Source organism: Nisaea sp. (genome assembly GCF_034670185.1).
Lineage (GTDB): Bacteria > Pseudomonadota > Alphaproteobacteria > Thalassobaculales > Thalassobaculaceae > Nisaea.
The window spans coordinates 64,485-82,558 of sequence record NZ_JAXMNY010000003.1; the positions used below are offsets into that span (position 1 = coordinate 64,485).

Annotated in this window: 15 protein-coding genes; 10 read left to right on the forward strand and 5 right to left on the reverse strand. The window is 60.5% G+C overall.

Features of this window, described 5'->3' with window-relative positions:
- Positions 1–146 precede the first annotated feature (146 nt).
- Positions 147–2,420, reverse strand: coding sequence for a phosphoenolpyruvate--protein phosphotransferase (gene ptsP, locus VOI22_RS13900; protein ID WP_323797066.1), 2,274 nt, complete (start codon positions 2,418–2,420; stop codon positions 147–149).
- A 3-nt stretch (positions 2,421–2,423) separates the two neighbouring features.
- Positions 2,424–3,653 carry an aspartate kinase gene (locus VOI22_RS13905; RefSeq protein ID WP_323797067.1) on the reverse strand — a complete coding sequence of 410 codons (1,230 nt, stop codon included), beginning with the start codon at positions 3,651–3,653 and terminating at the stop codon, positions 2,424–2,426.
- A 137-nt stretch (positions 3,654–3,790) separates the two neighbouring features.
- Between VOI22_RS13905 and ubiG the strand changes: the two genes are divergently transcribed.
- The gene (gene ubiG, locus VOI22_RS13910; RefSeq protein ID WP_323797068.1) at positions 3,791–4,552 is read left to right on the forward strand and encodes a bifunctional 2-polyprenyl-6-hydroxyphenol methylase/3-demethylubiquinol 3-O-methyltransferase UbiG; all 762 of its coding nucleotides are present in this window, start codon (positions 3,791–3,793) and stop codon (positions 4,550–4,552) included.
- Here ubiG and VOI22_RS13915 read toward each other — a convergent pair whose 3' ends face one another.
- The gene (locus tag VOI22_RS13915; protein ID WP_323797069.1) at positions 4,553–5,008 is read right to left on the reverse strand and encodes a DUF1178 family protein; all 456 of its coding nucleotides are present in this window, start codon (positions 5,006–5,008) and stop codon (positions 4,553–4,555) included.
- A 102-nt stretch (positions 5,009–5,110) separates the two neighbouring features.
- Between VOI22_RS13915 and VOI22_RS13920 the strand changes: the two genes are divergently transcribed.
- The 3 genes from VOI22_RS13920 to VOI22_RS13930 all read left to right on the forward strand — a co-directional run bounded on the left by VOI22_RS13920 (position 5,111) and on the right by VOI22_RS13930 (position 8,568).
- Complete coding sequence (locus VOI22_RS13920) at positions 5,111–7,243, forward strand: aminotransferase (RefSeq protein ID WP_323797070.1); 2,133 nt, start codon at positions 5,111–5,113, stop codon at positions 7,241–7,243.
- On the forward strand, positions 7,240–7,800 hold the full coding sequence (locus tag VOI22_RS13925; RefSeq protein ID WP_028467057.1) for a class I SAM-dependent methyltransferase: 561 nt from the start codon (positions 7,240–7,242) through the stop codon (positions 7,798–7,800). The genes VOI22_RS13920 and VOI22_RS13925 overlap by 4 nt, the downstream gene beginning before the upstream one ends.
- A 291-nt stretch (positions 7,801–8,091) precedes the next feature.
- Entirely contained in the window at positions 8,092–8,568 is a 477-nt protein-coding gene (locus VOI22_RS13930; RefSeq protein WP_323797071.1) for a hypothetical protein, read from the forward strand.
- Between the two features lie 33 nt (positions 8,569–8,601).
- Here VOI22_RS13930 and secA read toward each other — a convergent pair whose 3' ends face one another.
- Positions 8,602–11,322 carry a preprotein translocase subunit SecA gene (gene secA, locus VOI22_RS13935; RefSeq protein WP_323797072.1) on the reverse strand — a complete coding sequence of 907 codons (2,721 nt, stop codon included), beginning with the start codon at positions 11,320–11,322 and terminating at the stop codon, positions 8,602–8,604.
- Between the two features lie 323 nt (positions 11,323–11,645).
- Here secA and VOI22_RS13940 point away from each other — a divergent pair, with 323 nt between their 5' ends.
- The 6 genes from VOI22_RS13940 (at position 11,646) to mutT (ending at position 17,256) form a co-directional block, all read left to right on the forward strand.
- Positions 11,646–12,791, forward strand: a complete 1,146-nt coding sequence (locus VOI22_RS13940; RefSeq protein ID WP_323797073.1) for an alpha-hydroxy acid oxidase — start codon at positions 11,646–11,648, stop codon at positions 12,789–12,791.
- A gap of 220 nt (positions 12,792–13,011) precedes the next feature.
- Entirely contained in the window at positions 13,012–13,926 is a 915-nt protein-coding gene (locus VOI22_RS13945; protein WP_323797074.1) for a hypothetical protein, read from the forward strand.
- A 161-nt stretch (positions 13,927–14,087) separates the two neighbouring features.
- Positions 14,088–15,020: a peptidylprolyl isomerase gene (locus VOI22_RS13950; protein WP_323797075.1), complete on the forward strand. Its 933-nt coding sequence runs from the start codon at positions 14,088–14,090 to the stop codon at positions 15,018–15,020.
- Between the two features lie 21 nt (positions 15,021–15,041).
- Complete coding sequence (gene argJ / locus VOI22_RS13955; protein ID WP_323797076.1) at positions 15,042–16,274, forward strand: bifunctional glutamate N-acetyltransferase/amino-acid acetyltransferase ArgJ; 1,233 nt, start codon at positions 15,042–15,044, stop codon at positions 16,272–16,274.
- An 11-nt stretch (positions 16,275–16,285) separates the two neighbouring features.
- The gene (locus tag VOI22_RS13960) at positions 16,286–16,843 is read left to right on the forward strand and encodes a GNAT family N-acetyltransferase (protein ID WP_323797077.1); all 558 of its coding nucleotides are present in this window, start codon (positions 16,286–16,288) and stop codon (positions 16,841–16,843) included.
- Entirely contained in the window at positions 16,840–17,256 is a 417-nt protein-coding gene (mutT, locus tag VOI22_RS13965) for an 8-oxo-dGTP diphosphatase MutT (RefSeq protein WP_323797078.1), read from the forward strand. The genes VOI22_RS13960 and mutT overlap by 4 nt, the downstream gene beginning before the upstream one ends.
- Positions 17,257–17,282: 26 nt before the next feature.
- On the opposite strand, the gene VOI22_RS13970 is transcribed toward mutT, so the two are convergent.
- On the reverse strand, positions 17,283–18,047 hold the full coding sequence (locus VOI22_RS13970; protein ID WP_323797079.1) for an SDR family oxidoreductase: 765 nt from the start codon (positions 18,045–18,047) through the stop codon (positions 17,283–17,285).
- Positions 18,048–18,074: the final 27 nt, after the last annotated feature.

Here is an 18,074-nt window from a genome sequence, read left to right on the forward strand (position 1 = left end):
TATTGCGTCTGTTTGGCTACACAATTTTTGCAGTTATTATTCCGAAAAACGCACTGCGACACCATGGAGTAACCAACCATCAAAGCCAAGTTAGATTAAATTCTCCAATGAATCAATGATCTATTCGGATTTTTCGATCTGGAGACTCAGGTTGGGATTTGATGATCGCGTGCGAAAGCCTTCAAATGATCAGTGATGCGACCTTCCTGCGTTTCCAGTAATCTAGACATAAGTACTTGCAAGTCGCTGTAATTTAACGATCTTACAGTTTCTTTGATCGGGCCGATCGAGGCTGCCGCCATGGATAAACGGTGATAGCCGATTCCGATGAGGGCCATTGCTCCAATTCTTGATCCGGCCATCTCTCCACATAAAGTCAATGGCTTATCGTGCTTTTTACATGCATTGGATATATCTCTGAGCAGTCGGAGAAAGGGAACGGACACGGCATCGTACCGATGGGTCACGCGTTGGTCTCCCCTGTCCGCTGCGAAGAAGAACTGCTGTAGATCGTTGCTGCCGACAGAGAGAAAGTCGACTCTGCTCAAGATTTCGGGAAGTTGCCATGCCAGAGACGGAACCTCGAGCATGCTGCCCAGGCGTAGCTTCGACGGCAGAATGTCGCCGCGCCGCACCGCCCGTTCGAGTTCGCGGTCGAGAATAGAGCGGGCCGTATCGAACTCCGCGACGGTGGAGACCATTGGAAACATCAAATCGACCGGCTTGCCGGCAGAGGCACGCAAAATCGCGCGGATCTGGTTGCGCAGGAGGCTGGGGTGATCGACGGATATCCGGATCGACCTCCAGCCGAGGGCTGGATTGTCTCCGGGGTCGTGGTCGAACGCTTGGATGTGTTTGTCGCCACCCGCATCCAGGGTGCGGAAGGTGACGGGCCGTCCGCTCGCAGCGTCGAGGACACGGCGATAGACGTCGGTCTGTTGGGGCACGTCTGGGATGTCACGACGGACCATGAAGGGGATCTCGGTCCGGTAAAGCCCGATACCCTCGGCCCCGGTGGCATCGAGCTGCTGCAGGTCGAACATCAAACCGATATTCAGCAACAGGCTGATATCGACACCGTCCAGCGTGCGGGCCGGCTGGTCGCGGAGTGCCTGATAGCGCGCCTTGGTTTCGGCCTGGGCACGCAGACCTGCACGGAAAGAATCCTGAACGTCTTCTGTTGGCCGCAGCAGGACCTGGTTGTTGTTGGCATCGATAATCAGATGGTCGCCCGGGTTGACCTCGCTCAGCAGTCCAGGAATGTTGCCGAGGACCGGGATGTCCAGAGCCCGTGCGACGATGGCGACATGCGCTGTTGCCGAGCCTTCCTCGAGGACGAGGCCGGCAAGGTGTGTGCGGTCGTAGTCGAGCAGCTCGGCGGGCCCCATTGACCGGGCGACGACGATATAGGGCTGATCGTCGTCGATACTCCCTGCGACATCGCCATTCTCTTCTTCGTCGGCGAGCTGGGCGAGCAGGCGGTTCGTCAAATCCTCGAAATCGGCGAGGCGTTCGCGCAGATAGGGGTTTTGCACCGAGCTGAGACGGGCCCGCATATCGGCTCGCGAACGCTGAACCGCAGCCTCCGCTGTCAGGCCGTTATCGATCGCGTCGTTCATCCGTGTCAGCCAGCCACGGTCGTGGGCGATCATCCGGAAGGTTTCGAGCACGTCCCGATGCTCGCCTGCCTCGGCGAGGTCGGGAGCAGAGAGCAGTGTATCGATGCGTGAACGCACCCCCTGCATGGCATTATCGAGCCGCTCCTTTTCGACCGCCGGATTGTCGGCGACGACACGGCGGATCGCGGTGCTCGGTCTGTGGAAATGCGCGATCCCGATGCCCACGCCGGGCGCGACTGCCTGACCGGCGAGGCGGACAGGCGCATCTTGCTTGTTCTCTTGCCCGTCGAGAACGCCATTGGCGAGCAGCTCCGCCAGCACCATGGCGAAGGTCTCGAGCGTCTCGATCTCTTCGTCGGAATATTGCCGTCGGGAGCGATTCTGGACCACCAGCACACCGAGAACGCGGTCGGCACGCATCACCGGTACACCGGCGAGGGATTGATAGATCTCTTCGCCGGTTTCCGGAAAATAGGCGAATTTCGGATGGGACTGGGCGTCCGACAGGGCGAGAGACTGGGCGCGGGCGGCGACGTCGCCGACAAGGCCCTCGCCAAAATGCATTAGCGTGCGGTGGACAGCGTCTTTATTCAGGCCCTCGGTGGAGCAAAGCTCCAGCAGGTTGTCGGAGCGGCGGACATAGATCGAGCAAACCTCCGCCGCCATGTCCGCGCCGATGATCGAGGTGATGCTGTCGAGGCGTTCCTGCGGTGCGCGCGTATCCGCCATCACATCGCGCAGTCTGCGCAACATGGTGCGGGAGTTGCGGCCGAAGCCGTTTTGCTCGACCGCCGGTGTCATGCTTCAGCTCGCTGGCGGCCCGTCGAGGCCGTATGCGGTGTGAAGAGCCCGGACCGCAAGCTCGGTATACTCGGCGGCGATCAGAACGCTGACCTTGATCTCCGAGGTCGAGATGACCTGGATGTTGATGCCCTTGTCGGCCAGGGTATGGAACATCGTCTTGGCAACGCCCGGCTGCGAGCGCATGCCGACACCGACGACAGAGACCTTGGCAACGTTCGGGTCGGCGTTGATTTCCTTGAAGCCGAGTTCGTCCTTCAGCTTTTCCAGCACCTGGCGGGCGCGTTCGAGATCGGTCTTGCCGACGGTGAAGGTCATATCGGTGGTGTTGCCGTCCTCGGTGACGTTCTGGACGATCATGTCGACGTTGACGGCAGCATCGGCAAGGCTGCCGAAGATTGACCCGGCAACACCCGGCCGGTCCGGTACGTGGCGCACGGTGACCTTGGCTTCTTCGGGGCTGTAGGCAATGCCGCTGACAATTTGCTGTTCCACGATCTCATCCTCATCACAGACCAGGGTGCCCGGAGCTTCGATGAAGCTGGAGAGTACCTGGAGCCTGACATTGTGCTGCATGGCGAGCGCGACGGAGCGCGTCTCCAGCACTTTGGCCCCTTGAGAGGCCAGTTCCAACATTTCCTCGTAGGTAATCCGGTCGATCTTCCGGGCCGACGGTACGATCCGAGGGTTGGTCGTATAGACGCCGTCAACATCCGTGTAGATATCGCAGCGGTCCGCATTGAGCGCCGCGGCAAGGGCAACGGCCGAGGTGTCGGAGCCGCCACGGCCGAGCGTGGTAATCCTGTTGTCCGGCCCGATGCCCTGGAAGCCCGCGAGAACGGCAACCTGACCTTGCTCGAAGCGTTTGACGATCTCGTCGGTCTCGATGTTCTCGATCCGGGCCTTGCTATGCACACCGTCAGTCCGGAATGGTAACTGCCAGGCAAGCCAGGAGCGGGCGTTGACGCCGATATTCTGCAGGGCCATGGCTAGCAAGCCGCTCGTCACCTGTTCGCCGGTCGAGACGATGGTGTCGTATTCGCGGGCGTCATGCAGGACGCTCATCTCGCGGGCATAACCGACCAACTGATTCGTGACCCCGGCCATGGCAGAAACAATGACGGCTACTTCGTTGCCGGCATCGACCTCTTTCTTGACTCGCTGAGCCACATTCTTGATGCGTTCAATATCGGCGACGGACGTGCCGCCGAACTTTTGCACGATACGCGCCATTTCGTTCCGCTTTTCAGGAGTGTATCCCCAATGCCCAAAACCGGAACGCGAGCGTTCCTAATGGCTCCCGGCGGGGCTATACATAGCGACACGTCGCGGTCCCGGCAAGACCGGGCTCGGTGTTGAACGGAGCGCCCATGAACCAGAAGAACGCAGTCGCAAGCACGATCGATCCGGAAGATGTCGCACGCTTCTCCGCCGTGGCGGCGGAATGGTGGGATATGCAGGGACCTTTTGCCCCGCTGCATAAATTCACACCGGTCCGGCTCGGATTGATCAGGGAATGGTTGAGCGACCATTTCGTTCTGCCCGAGGCCGCAGGGACACCGTTCGATGGTTTGAAGGTGCTCGACATCGGATGCGGCGGTGGCCTGATCTCTGAGCCGCTTACCCGACTCGGCGCCACGGTGACGGGAATTGACGCGGACGCACGAACCATCGGGACAGCGCGGCTGCATGCCGAGCAGACAGGCCTTGAGATTGACTACCGGGTTTCTCTGGCGGAAGACCTGGCTGCGGAAATGCCGGGAGCATTCGATGCGGTGATCGCCTCTGAAGTGATCGAGCATGTTGCCGATCCAGCGCTTTTTGCGGGATCTCTTGCCAAGCTGGTTCGCCCGGGTGGCGCAGTTTTCGTCACCACGCTGAACCGCACGATGAAATCGCTTCTGTTCGGAAAGTTCGCGGCCGAATATGTGCTGCGCTGGGTGCCAGCTGGCACCCATGACTGGTGGCAATTCCTGACACCGGAAGAGTTGGGGGCGTTGTTGACCGAGGCTGGGCTGGTGTTGGCAGAGAAGACCGGGATCCGTTTCGATCCGCTGGGCGATTCGTTCGAGCGCTCATCGGATCTGGGAATTAATTACGCGATGCTCGCGGTCCGTCCGGAAGCTGCCTGATCAGGCGTCGCTTTTTGGCACCCAGGGGATGGCACCAAACTCGATCCCTTCGTCTCGCAGGGCCTCAGCTTCGGTGGCGCTGGTTTCTCCGTAAATGCCGTGCGGATCTGTTTCGCCGTAGTGGATCTTTCGTGCTTCCTCGGCGAAATCCTTGCCGACATAGTCGAAATTACTCTCCACCTCGGAACGGAGCGCGGCGAGCTTCTGACGAATCTCGATCATTTCCGGCGGCACTTCGTTGATCGCAGGCACGGTATCGGTATGTGGTGGCTCTCTGTCGCTCTTCTTCTTGGAGGAGGAGACATTGGGGGCCATCAGGGCTTTGGAGACGGAGGACGAGCCGCAGGTCGGGCAGGCCAGCAGACTCGCGCCCGCTTGTTTGTCATAGGCGGCACTATCGCGAAACCAAGCGTCGAAGCTATGGTCCTTGTCACAACGCAATCTGTATTTGATCATCCAACTGACCCACTGTCATCCTGTCAGCTATCAGGTAGCATGCTGTCGAAATAGTGTAATATTCACTAATAAGCCAGTGTGTCGTTGCGCGGGGGACAGAGTGTGAGCGATCCGGACGGCAAGACCCTGGGGCAGCGAGACGCCGCCCATCATTTGCATCCTTTCACGGATAACCGGGAACTCGCGGATGCGGGTGGGCCGACCGTGATCGAGCGGGGCGAGGGCTGTTACCTCTGGGACGATCAGGGGCATCGATATCTCGACGCGCTTGCCGGTCTGTGGTGCGTCAATGTCGGATACGGCCGCAAAGAGTTGGCCGACGTAGCTGCCCGTCAAATGCAGCAGCTTGCCTACTACAACACCTTCTTCAACACGACGACGGCGCCGACGGTTGAATTGGCGGAGACCCTGGCGGCCTTGATGCCTGGGCATCTCAATACCGCCTTGTTCGCGAATTCCGGCTCCGAAGTCTGCGACAGTGCGATCCGTCTGGCGCGCTTTTATTGGCAACTGGTCGGCAAACCGTCGAAGCGGATCGTGATCGGCCGGGAGGAAGGGTATCACGGCTCCACTTTGGCCACGATCAGCGCCGGCGGGGTCGGGGCCATGCACGCGCAGGGCGGCATCGGCATGCCGGATTTCGCTCATATCGAGGCGCCATACAAATTCCTGCACGGCCCGGACATGTCCGAGGCGGCGTTTGCGCAGCAGGCTGCGCACGCCCTCGAGATCAAGATCAAGGAACTCGGCGCCGAGAATGTCGCGCTCTTCATCTGCGAGCCGATCCAGGGGGCAGGCGGCCTGATTTTTCCGCCGGAAGGCTATCTCCAGGAAGTTCAGAGGATTTGCCAGCGCCATGACGTGCTGTTCGTCCTGGATGAGGTGATCAGCGCGTTCGGCCGGCTCGGCGCCTGGTCGGCGGCGGAACTGTTTGGTCTCAGCCCCGATTTCATCACCTTGGCGAAGGGCCTGTCTTCCGGTTACCAGCCTATTTCGGCGCTGATGATTTCGGACCCGATCGCGGACAAGCTGCGCGATGCGGAAGGCGGACTTGCCCACGGTTTTACCTATTCCGGGCATCCGGTTGCAGCCGCCGTGGCGCTGGAGAACCTGAATATCCTGAAACGGGAAAAGCTGGTTGAGCGGGTCGCGCAGGATATCGGCCCTTATTTCCAGCGCGCGCTTACCCGCCTTGCAGGCCATCCACTGGTCGGCGAAGTGCGCAGCCTTGGGCTGCTTGGAGCGGTGGAGCTGATCCAGGACAAGGACCGGCATATCCTGTTCGATCCGCCCGGCGTGGTTGCCGCGGTTTGCCGTGAGAACCTCAGGGAGCGGGGCATCATTGTGCGCGCCGTGCGGGATACACTGCTGATCGCGCCGCCTTTCGTGGTCACGCACGATCAGGTCGACGATATCGTGGATACGCTTGAAGCAGCTCTGGAATACATCCGCAAAGAGCTGGGCATTATCGCCGAGGAGCAGAAGGTTGCCGACGTGGTTGAACACACGGCGCAACCGCTCGCCGGTAAGGTAGCGCTTGTCACGGGTGCTTCCCGCGGGATCGGTGCCGAGGTCGCCCGGGTTTTCGCCCGTGCAGGCGCCACCGTTTTTCTGCTTGCGCGCGATGCAAAAGGGCTCGCCGCACGGCAGGCGGAGATAGAGGCGGAAGGAGGTACTGCGGTGTCAGTTCCAGCCGACCTCAGCCGCCCCGAAGGGATGGCAGTGCTGCTGGAAGCTATCGAGAATGGCGGCGGGCGGCTTGATGTACTTGTTCTCAATGCCGCGGTGCTGGGGGATCTTAAACCCTTGCCGGATATTGAAAACGCATCCTGGGACAGGGTGATCGATCTCAATCTCAGCGCGGCGTTCCGACTTTTGGCTGCGCTGCATCCGCTGCTGTCCGCGTCCAATGCCGGTCGGTGTATCTTCGTCACTTCCGGGGCTGCCCGGGGGGCGCATGCGAACTGGGGCGCCTATGCGGCAAGCAAGGCCGGTATTGAGGCCATGATGCGTGTTTACGCCGCTGAGAGCAGGAAGTTCGGCATCCGGGCAAACGCCGTCGATCCTGGTGCGATGCGCACAGGCATGCGCGCCGCAGCTTTTCCTGATGAGGACCCGGGCTCGGTCTCACCGGTCAAGGCGGCGGGTCCGGTTTTCCTGCGGCTCGCGGTTGCGGATTGCTCGTTCTCCGGCGCGGTCATCCCTGTGCTTGATAAAGCCGAGGCAGCGGAATGAGCGGGGCGCGCGCCAAAACGGGATCGGTCCAGGCGGTATCAAGTTGGGTCGAGCGGTTTGCCGATCTGGTGCCGAAAGACGTTGAGGTCCTCGATGTCGCCTGCGGCGCGGGGCGTCACGGCCGGTTCTTTCGCAGCCGGGGGAACCCGGTTGTCATGTTGGACCGGAACATCGCGCCCGTCGCCGATATGGCCGCCGACCCGGACGTTCAGCTTGTCGCATTCGATTTGGAAGCCGGACGACCCTGGCCGCTTGCCGACCGTCGGTTCGGCTGTGTTGTCGTGACGAACTATCTGCACCGGCCGATCATGCGGGATATCGTTGCGGCTGTTGCTCCGGGTGGGATGCTGATCTACGAGACTTTCGCCAGAGGTAACGAAGCTTTTGGCCGGCCGAAAAATCCGGATTTCCTGCTGCACAATGAAGAACTCCTGATTTTATGCAGGCCTGAACTCAGGGTTATCGCATTTGAAGACCTGACGGTAACCGTTCCGGCGCCAGCCTGTATCCAGCGGATCGCGGCGGTCAGAAATATGCCCCAGATAGCTGATAATTAATCTCACCGCGGTTAGGTATGGTTGGGCATGGTGAGAATTCATGATTGAAAAACGCGCATACGCCCTACGGGACGTTGCGGGGCTTGGCCTTGTCACATACGCTTTGGTGCTATGCTGCAAGAATAATCAGCGCCTAAAATAGCGCAAACAGAGCGAGGCGGGCCGGATCTGGGTGACGGCTGGAACCGGAACGAAAGGAACAAGGGGGTGGCTTGGAGTTGTGTCGGACGATGAAAAATCATCGTCGGCCATCCATAGCCACGGCGCATGGCAACGCCGATGGAGGGGAATATGATATTGGATTTTAAACCGGACAGACGTTTCGCGCAGGCGGAGCCGTTGTCCCCGGTATTACGGGATCTGAGACTCTATTGGGACTTCTCCCGTGCTCAGCTGACCCTTCCACTTTCCGAGAACCTGTTTATCTCCGATCTTGTTGACGAGATGCCCTATGTGCTGCTCGTCTATGGAGAAAATTCCAGATTTCAGGTTGAGTTCGCAGGCGATACCGCCGGCGGTTTGCTGGGCGGGACCCCGATCGGCGCGACAACCGAGCCTGACGGCGGTTTGCCGGGCGAACTAACCCGCTGTATTCTCGCGGCGGTAAAGAGCCAGGAACCGGCTTCGGGTTCCATAGGCGGAATGCAGATCCTTTGCCTGCCATTCAGCGGAGAATTCGGCGCGGTCGATGTCGTTCTGGTCGGTCTGGTCAGTGTCGACAACGAGGCAGCCCGCACTGGCGGGACGGTTATTTCACTCGTTCGCTAGGCCGTATGACGCTTTTCCGCTTCTGCTGCACGATCAGAGTTTACCGTGGCACTGCTTGAATTTTTTACCAGATCCACAGGGGCATGCAGCATTCCGCTGAACCTTGCCCCAGGTCGACGGGTCCTGTGGGTCGACGCTGACCGCACTTTGCCGGGACCGGACCATGGTTTCCCCGTCCGCTGAATCGCCTTCTGCGCCTTTGGCAAGGGCAGGATCTTCACGGCCCTCATGCATTTCCGCTGCGGCACGCTCCGCCGCCATGCGCGCTTCCATTTCCTCAGGTGTCGCCTGGATGCGGATCTCGAGATGGGAGAGCACACCACAGACAGTCTCGCGCAGACCGGTCAGCATGCCGTCGAACAGATTGAAGGCTTCGCGTTTGTATTCGTTCAGCGGGTCCTTCTGGGCATAGGCGCGCAGATTGATACCCTGGCGCAAGTGGTCGAGAGACAGCAGGTGCTCTTTCCACTGCTGATCCAGGATCTGCAGCAGCAGGCTCTTTTCCGCCATGCGCAGGACTTCGGGGCCGTAATTAGCGGCTTTTTCGGCCATTGCACGGTCCGACGCTTTGGTGATCCGCTCGAGGATTTCCTGATCGGCGATGCCTTCTTCCGCGGCCCATTCAGTCACGGGAAGGTCGAGCGCGAGCAGCCGCAGGCATTCCTCATGCAGGGCTGGAATATCCCATTGCTCGGAATAGGCGCCTTCCGGAATGCAACGGGCGACCATATTCTCGATCACCTCGTGTCGCATGTCGGCGACCGTCGCGGCGATTTCCTCCGCGCGCATGATGTCCTTGCGCTGCTCGAAGATCACCTTCCGCTGATCGTTCATGACGTCGTCGTATTTCAGTAGCTGCTTGCGGATGTCGAAGTTACGGGCTTCGACTTTCTGCTGGGCTTTCTCGAGGGCCTTGTTGATCCAGCTATGGACGATCGCCTCGCCCTTCTCCAGGCCGAGACGCTGCAGCATGCCGTCCATGCGCTCGGAGCCGAAGATCCGCATCAGGTCGTCTTCGAGGGACAGGAAGAACTTGGAGGCGCCCGGATCGCCCTGACGGCCGGAACGGCCACGCAGCTGGTTATCGATGCGCCGGCTTTCATGTCGCTCGGTGCCGATGACATAGAGGCCGCCGGCCTCCAGAACTTTTTTCTTCGCCACCTCGACCTCGGCTCGGATAGCCTCGACCTTTGCCGGAACGGCGTCTTCACCGAGTTCCAGCGCGATCCGCATGTCGGCGTTGCCGCCGAGCTGAATGTCGGTGCCGCGGCCCGCCATGTTTGTGGCGATGGTGATTGCGCCCGGCTGACCAGCCTGGGCGACAATCGTCGCTTCCTGCTCGTGGAAGCGGGCGTTCAGGACCTTGTGCTCGATCCGGCGCTTGTTCATCAGGCCGGAGAGCAACTCCGATTTCTCGATGGAAACCGTTCCGACCAGCACCGGCTGACCCTTTTCGCGGCATTCCGCGATGGTGTCGATGATGGCGTCCCACTTCTCCTCGGCCGTGCGATAGACCTCGTCATCATAGTCTTTCCGCGCGATAGGAACGTTGGTCGGCATCTCGACGACTTCGAGATTGTAGATTTCAGCGAACTCGGCAGCCTCGGTCATGGCCGTGCCGGTCATGCCGCCCAGCTTCGGATAGAGGCGGAAATAGTTCTGGAAGGTGATCGAGGCCAAGGTCTGGTTCTCGTTCTGGATGGTCACCTGTTCCTTGGCTTCAAGCGCCTGATGCAGTCCCTCGGAATAGCGTCTGCCTTCCATCGCCCGGCCAGTGAACTCATCGATGATGACGACCTTGTCGTCCTTGACGATGTAATCCGTGTCCTTGGCGAAAAGATGGTGCGCGCGGAGCGCCTGGTTGGCGTGGTGCACCAGTGAGATGTTGTTGATGTCGTAGAGCCCGCCATCTTCCAGCATGCCGGCGTCGCGCAGCAGCTCTTCGATATGCTCTTGGCCGACCTCGGTGAAGGCGACGGTGCGCTGCTTCTCGTCTTTTTCGTAATCTTCCGGAACGAGCCCGGGGATCACGGTGTTCATGGCTGTGTAGGTGACTGAACTGTCCTCGGCCGGGCCGGAGATGATCAGCGGAGTCCGCGCCTCATCGACCAGGATCGAGTCGACTTCATCAACGATGGCGAAATTGAAGTCGCGCTGGACCATGTCCTCCAGCCGGAATTTCATATTGTCGCGCAGATAGTCGAAGCCGAATTCGTTGTTCGTGCCGTAGGTCACATCGGACGCATAGGCCGCCTTGCGCTCCGCGTCGTTCAGCCCGTGCACGATGCAGCCGGTCGACAGACCGAGGAAGTTGTAGATCTGGCTCATCCAGCCGGCGTCACGTTTGGCCAGATAATCGTTCACGGTAACAACGTGGACGCCCTTGCCCTCGATGGCGTTCAGGTAGACCGCAAGCGTGGCGACAAGAGTCTTGCCCTCGCCGGTCTTCATCTCCGCGATCCGGCCCTGATGCAGCACCAGGCCGCCGAGCAGCTGAACATCGAAATGCCTTTGTCCGAGCGTCCGCTTGGCCGCCTCGCGGACGGTCGCGAAGGCTTCGGGCAGGATGTCGTCGAGACTCTCCCCCGCTTTCAGGCGTTCCCGAAAGGCATCGGTTTTCGCGGCCAGCGCCGCATCATCGAGCGCAAGAAAATCCGGCTCAAGCGCGTTCACCGCATCGACGGTTTTCTGTAACCGTTTGAGTGTCCGCTCGTTTTCGGAGCCGAAGAGGGCCTTGGCGAGTGAGCCGAGCATGCCGACCTCTGAAAAGGTAAAGAATATCCGGGACATTCCCGGCTGGCTGACAGATAGGGGCTAGCGCAAACTCTGTCAACGCGGGCGGTCCGCCGCGCCCGTTGGCGGGCGGCGCAATTCGTCGGGGCTGCGGCTTTACGCGCCGATTGGTGCTCGGAACGGAATTGGCAGAGTGGCGATGCTAAATGTCCGTTCTGTCTTCTTCAAACCTTGGTCCTGGCCCCATGTGTCGGCATCAAGCGGGCAGATTCCGATTACAAGATTCCCAGCCATGTACTAGCACTGTCCGAAGCTGTTAGTGCCGATACGGGGAGCAGGGACGGATGAGACTTTCGGATTGTCACAATTTTCATGATTTTCGCGCGTTGGCTCGCCGCCGCCTGCCCGGTCCGATCTTCAATTATATCGATGGGGCCGCTGATGACGAGGTGACCTACCGGCGTAATACGGAGAGTTTCGAGCGCTGCGACCTGGTGCCGAACATCCTGCGCGGGGTGGAGGATGTCGATATGTCGGTGACGGTGATGGGGCAGAAGCTCGCCATGCCGATCTATTGCTCGCCAACGGCCCTGCAGCGGCTCTTCCATCATGACGGTGAGCGGGCTGTGGCCGCGGCGGCTGCGAAGTTCGGGACCATGTTCGGGGTCTCCTCCCTCGGCACGGTCAGCCTCGAGGAATTGCGCCGCAAGCACGACAACCCGCAATGCTACCAGTTCTACTTCCACAAGGACCGGGGCCTGAACAAGGCGATGATGGAGCGGGCCAAGGAAGCCGGCGTCAATGTCATGATGCTGACCGTGGACAGCATTACCGGGGGTAACCGGGAGCGCGATCTCAGGACCGGCTTCTCCATTCCCTTCCGTCTGACCCTCGGCGGCATGCTGCAATTCGCCATGAAGCCGATGTGGGGCATCAATTACGTCACGCACGAAGCCTTCAAGCTTCCGCAGCTGGACGAGCATGTGGATATGGGGGGCGGGGCGATGTCGATCGGGCGGTATTTCACCGAGATGCTCGATCCTTCTATGACCTGGGACGATGTTGCCAAGATGGTAGAGCTCTGGGACGGGCAGTTTTGCCTGAAGGGCGTGATGTCGGTCGAGGATGCGAAGCGCGCGGTCGAGATTGGCTGCACGGGGATCGTGATCTCGAACCATGGCGGCCGGCAGCTAGACGGCTCGCGCGCGCCGTTCGATCAGCTGGACGAGATCGTGCAGGCGGTTGGCGACGAGATAGACGTCATCATGGATAGCGGTGTGCAGCGTGGCACTCACGTGCTGAAGGCGCTCTCGCTCGGTGCCAAGGCCGTCGGCGCGGGACGCTTCTATCTGTATCCGCTCGCGGCGGCCGGGCAGGCCGGTGTCGAACGGGCGCTGACGCTGATGAAGGCGGAAATCGAGCGCGACATGCGGCTGATGGGCTGCAGCAGCGTCAAGGACCTGACGCAGAATTCCGTGGCATTTCGCTGAGATAGACACGGCTGCGCTGTGTTCTGTCGGGCGGTTTGCTGCCATTAATCGCGCGGCGCAACGGGGTGTTCGTGGTATGGGTGTGAAATAAGCCGCAATACGTGATAGATTAGGCATTCATTTTAAAGAAAATCAATTTCTGGAGATAATCGTAAATTACGATTAATTTAGATTAAAATTCGTTAATGCATTTGATGCATTGCCTAGAAAGGGTGAGCGCATGATTGATCGGATCACCGGATACACGTCCGGGGTGATCGCGCCGACAGCAGGGCGGAGAAGCCGCCAGGTTGCTGGAGAGGCGCTCAATCAGAGAGTTTTGCCGCGCCGTGAAGAACGGCGCGGCCGAAACAGTGCGAGCGATCAGGATTCCAATCATAACCGCAGGCAAAGCGATGCGGACGAAAGCGTTGTAGAGGTCCGTCTCTCCGGTGGGGCGGGTTCCACGTCAACGTATCCGCAAGCCCGGTCGCGGTCGCCCTATGCGGCAAATCCTTATGCGAATGCGACGGCCCCGTCTTCGTCATCGAGTTCTGACGGTGTGCTGATTTCCCGGTCCACTGCGGTCCTGCTGACGGAGGATCTCAGCAGCCTGATCCGCCGCGCGGTCACCAATGTCGGGCTGCTCGTGCATGGTCTGATGCAGGTTCCGGATAGTGCCTCCCACGATGTTGAACGGCGTTTTCATATCGCCGCGCTGAGTGCGGTGCGGTTGGGGCGGGAGCGGTATCTTCGGAAGGCCGGCAGCGCGAACAGCAATCCGCGCGGGCTGGCGTTCGAAAACATTTCGGTGCGCTATGACGGGCTGCGCGGTACGGCGACAATCGAGATCGGTGCGGCTGATTTTCTGGACCGCATCGACATGCGGGCGACCGGGGTTGTGTTCGATGTGCGCGGCAACGCCGCGGTGCATGATGCGCGTCCGGGAATTTTCGTCGATACCGGCGCACACGGAGCGGCCATCGCCAACAGGATCATCGAGACGGTCCGGCGGGATTTGCCGCTTTTTGGCGGAAGCGATGACACAGAAGGCGCCATTGTCCTGATCCGCGCCGATAACAGCGATTTCTCGGATCACCGCGCTCCGGCGGAATGGCTGCGCTTCGATCTGATCCTGCCGTTCCGCAAGCCCTGATATTCAGCCGCCGTTACCCGCGCATTTGTCATATTGCAGGCCGCAAACGCGTCTTGCCGCTCCCTGATCGATCTGATAGGGCTGCTCGTCGCGCGGAAGCCGGGCTCCCGCGCTATTTCAAGAACAAAGCGCGGGCCGAAGGTCCGGTGAAAGGCGCCTTAATGAAACATCTCCGCTTCCGGTCAGCCCTGTGTGTCCCGGCTTTGCGTTTCTCGTTGACGGCACTGCTTCCAATCCTGGCCCTGAGCGCGATCCTGTCGGCCTTCCCAGCGGCCGCGCAGACCACAAATGCCGCGCCCCAAACCAAACCGGCCGAGCAGGTAGCGATCGATCCGGCGACCACCGTCGTTGCGACCGTTGGCGGCGAGCCGATTTTTCTTTCGGAAATCCTTCAGCAGATCCAGCAGCTGCCGCAGCAGTATCAGCAGGCGCCGATGGAGCAGATCTATCCGCCGATGCTGGACCGGGCGATTGATTCGCGCCTGATCGCGGAAGCGGCGCGCAAAGCGGGGATTCAGGACCGGGACGAGGTCAAAGTCCGGGTGAAACAGGCTGAAACTGACATCATCTCCGAGGTCTATATGACCGATATTGTGAAGGATGCGGTGGACGAGGACGCGTTGCGCAAGCGCTACGAAGAGACGATCAAAGGCGATGCCGATGCAGGCGAGGAAGTTAAAGCCCGCCACATCCTGGTCGCCAATGAAGACGATGCGAAAGCCATTATCGAAGAGCTGAAGAAAGGCGCCGATTTCGCCAAGCTCGCAGAGGAGAAATCCACCGGACCGTCCGGTTCCAGCGGTGGCGATCTCGGTTACTTCACGGCCGATGCCATGGTCCCGGCCTTCTCCGAGGCAGCCTTTGCCATGAAGGCGGGTGAATTCACGGAGGTGCCGGTGAAAACCCAGTTCGGCTGGCATATCATCAAGGTCGAAGACCGTCGTGCCGTGCAGCCGCCGAGCTTCGAGCAGGTGCAGCCCCAGCTGGCGCAGGACATGACCCGCGAAATCCTGACCAAGGCGGTCGAGGAGCTTCGCTCTGGTGTTGATATCAAGCGTTTCGGGCCGGACGGCTCCGAACTTCAGACGAAATAGTCTTTTCACAGGACCCCGATCATGACCGACCAGGTTTCGCCGCTCGCTCCAGCCTCTTTTCCAACACTTCCGGCAATTGCCGGCGTGCGTACAGCCACGGTTTTGTCCGGGATCAAATACAAGAACCGGGACGACGTGCTGGTTGCCGAGCTTGCGCCCGGCACCACCGTCGCCGGAACGCTGACGCGTTCCACGACACCGGGCGCGCCCGTGACCTGGTGCAGGGACATCCTTGCCAAAGGCAGTGGGCGCGGCCTCGTCGTCAATGCCGGAAACGCGAATGTCTTCACCGGTGCCATTGGTGATGCATCGGTGCGGGAAACCGCATCTGCGGCGGCGGGTGTGCTCGGCTGCGCGCCGGATGAGGTGTTCATCGCCTCAACCGGGGTGATTGGCGAGATCCTGCCGCATGACAAGATCATCGCCAAACTGCCGGATGCGAAAGCCAAGCTGACCGAAGGTGGCTGGGACGCGGCGGCGGGCGCGATCCGCACGACGGATACCTTTGCGAAGGGCGCTAGTGCCACGGCCGAGATCGGCGGCAAAACGGTAACCATCGCCGGTATCGCCAAGGGCTCCGGCATGGTGCAGCCGAACATGGCCACGATGCTGAGCTTCGTCTTCACCGATGCGGCGGTTCCGGCGGCAATCCTGCAGGAGATTCTTTCTCCGGCGGTCGACAGGACCTTCAATTCCATTACCGTCGACAGCGATACATCGACCAGCGACACCCTGTTGCTGTTCGCGACTGGTGCTGCCGGGAACGCGGCTCCGGCCTCGGCGTCGGATCCGGCACTTGATAGCTTCAAGCAGGCCTTGGAATCGGTCCTGCGCGAGCTGGCCCTGCTCGTGGTGCGGGACGGTGAGGGCGCGCAGAAGCTGATTGAGGTGCGCGTTACCGGCGCTGTCTCCGATGACTCCGCGCGCAAGATCGCGCTCTCGATTGCCAATTCACCGCTGGTGAAGACGGCCATCGCGGGCGAGGACGCGAACTGGGGACGAGTGGTCATGGCCGTCGGCAAGTCCGAACAGCCGATCGATGTCTCCAGGATCAGTATCGGCTTCGGCGGTGTCGATATTGCCGTCGATGGCAAGCGGAACCCGAATTATGACGAAGCGCCGGTCGCCGCCCATCTGAAGGGGCAGGAAATCGGCATTGATGTTTGCGTCGGTGCCGGAGACGGTACCGCGACCGTCTGGACCTGTGACTTGACCCACGGCTATATCAGCATCAACGCGGATTACCGGAGCTAGGGTTCCGTCCGATGGAAAGCGTGACGACGGAACGGCTCGCCTTCCGGGCTCCGGAGCCTAGTGATGGCGATGTGCTCTACGCGCTGATGAACGATTTCGGCATCGTCAGATATCTGACCTCTGTTCCGTGGCCCTACACGCGTCCGGATGCCGATATCTATATCGAACGTGCGCGGGCCGGGCGTGCGGAGGAAAAGGGACTCTATTACCTGATCCTCGACCGGGATGCGTCGGAGCCTGTCGGCACCATCGACCTGCGTTTCGACCCGGAAGAAACAGCTCATTTCGGCTACTGGCTCGCCACACCGGTCTGGGGGCGGGGCTATGCCAGCGAAGCGCTTGCAGCCCTGCTCGATTTCGGCTTCGGTGCGCTCGGGCTGAGGCGGATCTGGGGCGCGGCGATGCCGGACAACCCGGCCTCGATCCGGGTGATGGAGAAATGCGGGCTTGCCCATGCCGGCACAATGCTTGTGAAGCGCCCGAATTTCGGTGATGAGGTTGATATGATGCAGCTCGACATGCTGCGTTCCGACTGGCAGGCGCGCGGCGGGAAGGTTGTGCCGGTATGAGTGACACCACAGCGAAACCGATTGTCATGGTGGTTGCCGTCGGCCTGATCGATGCGGACGGACGTATATTGCTGGCACAGCGTCCCGAGGGCAAATCCATGGCCGGGCTCTGGGAGTTCCCGGGAGGTAAAGTGGATCCGGGAGAAAGTCCCGAGGACGCGCTGATCCGGGAGTTGCAGGAAGAGCTCGGCATCGACACGAAGGAGAGCTGCCTGGCGCCCTTTACCTTCGCGTCACATGCCTATGAGGATTTCCACCTGCTGATGCCGCTCTATCTCTGTCGCCGCTGGTGGGGAGATATCACGCCGCAAGAAGGGCAGGCGGTCAAATGGGTGCGTCCGATGCGTCTGAAGGACTACCCGATGCCGCCGGCCGATGTGCCCTTGGTGGCGATGCTGCAGGATTATCTCTGAGCCAAATCAGCCCCGCCCGACCCAAGTCAGCCCCGCCCGACAAAGGGCATCTTGGTTGCCATCACCGTCATGAACTGGACGTTCGCGTCGAGCGGCATGCGGGCGATATGGACCGCCGAGCTGGCCACATGTTCCACATCCATGCGCGGTTCGATCATCATCGAGCCGTCCGCTTGCGGCACGCCTTCGCCCTTGACCATGCGCTCGGTCATCGGCGTCACCGCATTGCCGATATCGATCTGACTGCAGACGATGTCGAAGGCGCGGCCATCGAGGGAGATCGATTTCGTCAACCCGGTGATGGCGTGTTTGGTGGAGGTGTAGGGCGCTGAATTCGGCCGCGGCGTATGGGCTGAAATCGAGCCGTTATTGATGATCCGTCCGCCCTGGGGCTTCTGGGCTTTCATCATCGCCATGGCGCGCTGGGCGCACAGGAATGAGCCCGTCAGGTTGACGTCGACCACGGCCTGCCATTGCTCGACGGTCAGCTCGTCCATCGGGATCGCCGGTGTGCCCATCCCGGCATTGTTGAACAGCAGGTCGAGCCGGCCGAAAGTCTTTTTCAGTGCATCGAAAAGTGCATCGACCTCGGCCACCTTGCCGATATCCGCCGGCACCGCGCGCATTGCCCCGCCGCCTTCATGGGCCATCGATGCGGTTTCCTCTAGCGGCTCCAGCCGGCGGCCGGCGAGAACGACATTGTAGCCTTCTTTCTGGAATGCCAGTGCGACTGCACGACCGACACCTGTTCCGGCTCCGGTTACGAGTGCGGTTTTTCCACTCCCCGACATTTTTTTCCTCCCATTTTATTCGTTTGA

What these genes read in the sequence shown, in the direction of transcription:
- ptsP (WP_323797066.1), bottom strand. Translation starts at nt 2,420, where the DNA reads ATGACACCGGCGGTCGAGCAAAACGGCTTCGGCCGCAACTCCCGCACC.
- VOI22_RS13905 (WP_323797067.1), bottom strand. Translation starts at nt 3,653, where the DNA reads ATGGCGCGTATCGTGCAAAAGTTCGGCGGCACGTCCGTCGCCGATATT.
- ubiG (WP_323797068.1), top strand. Translation starts at nt 3,791, where the DNA reads ATGAACCAGAAGAACGCAGTCGCAAGCACGATCGATCCGGAAGATGTC.
- VOI22_RS13915 (WP_323797069.1), bottom strand. Translation starts at nt 5,008, where the DNA reads ATGATCAAATACAGATTGCGTTGTGACAAGGACCATAGCTTCGACGCT.
- VOI22_RS13925 (WP_028467057.1), top strand. Translation starts at nt 7,240, where the DNA reads ATGAGCGGGGCGCGCGCCAAAACGGGATCGGTCCAGGCGGTATCAAGT.
- VOI22_RS13930 (WP_323797071.1), top strand. Translation starts at nt 8,092, where the DNA reads ATGATATTGGATTTTAAACCGGACAGACGTTTCGCGCAGGCGGAGCCG.
- secA (WP_323797072.1), bottom strand. Translation starts at nt 11,322, where the DNA reads ATGCTCGGCTCACTCGCCAAGGCCCTCTTCGGCTCCGAAAACGAGCGG.
- VOI22_RS13940 (WP_323797073.1), top strand. Translation starts at nt 11,646, where the DNA reads ATGAGACTTTCGGATTGTCACAATTTTCATGATTTTCGCGCGTTGGCT.
- VOI22_RS13945 (WP_323797074.1), top strand. Translation starts at nt 13,012, where the DNA reads ATGATTGATCGGATCACCGGATACACGTCCGGGGTGATCGCGCCGACA.
- VOI22_RS13950 (WP_323797075.1), top strand. Translation starts at nt 14,088, where the DNA reads ATGAAACATCTCCGCTTCCGGTCAGCCCTGTGTGTCCCGGCTTTGCGT.
- argJ (WP_323797076.1), top strand. Translation starts at nt 15,042, where the DNA reads ATGACCGACCAGGTTTCGCCGCTCGCTCCAGCCTCTTTTCCAACACTT.
- VOI22_RS13960 (WP_323797077.1), top strand. Translation starts at nt 16,286, where the DNA reads ATGGAAAGCGTGACGACGGAACGGCTCGCCTTCCGGGCTCCGGAGCCT.
- mutT (WP_323797078.1), top strand. Translation starts at nt 16,840, where the DNA reads ATGAGTGACACCACAGCGAAACCGATTGTCATGGTGGTTGCCGTCGGC.
- VOI22_RS13970 (WP_323797079.1), bottom strand. Translation starts at nt 18,047, where the DNA reads ATGTCGGGGAGTGGAAAAACCGCACTCGTAACCGGAGCCGGAACAGGT.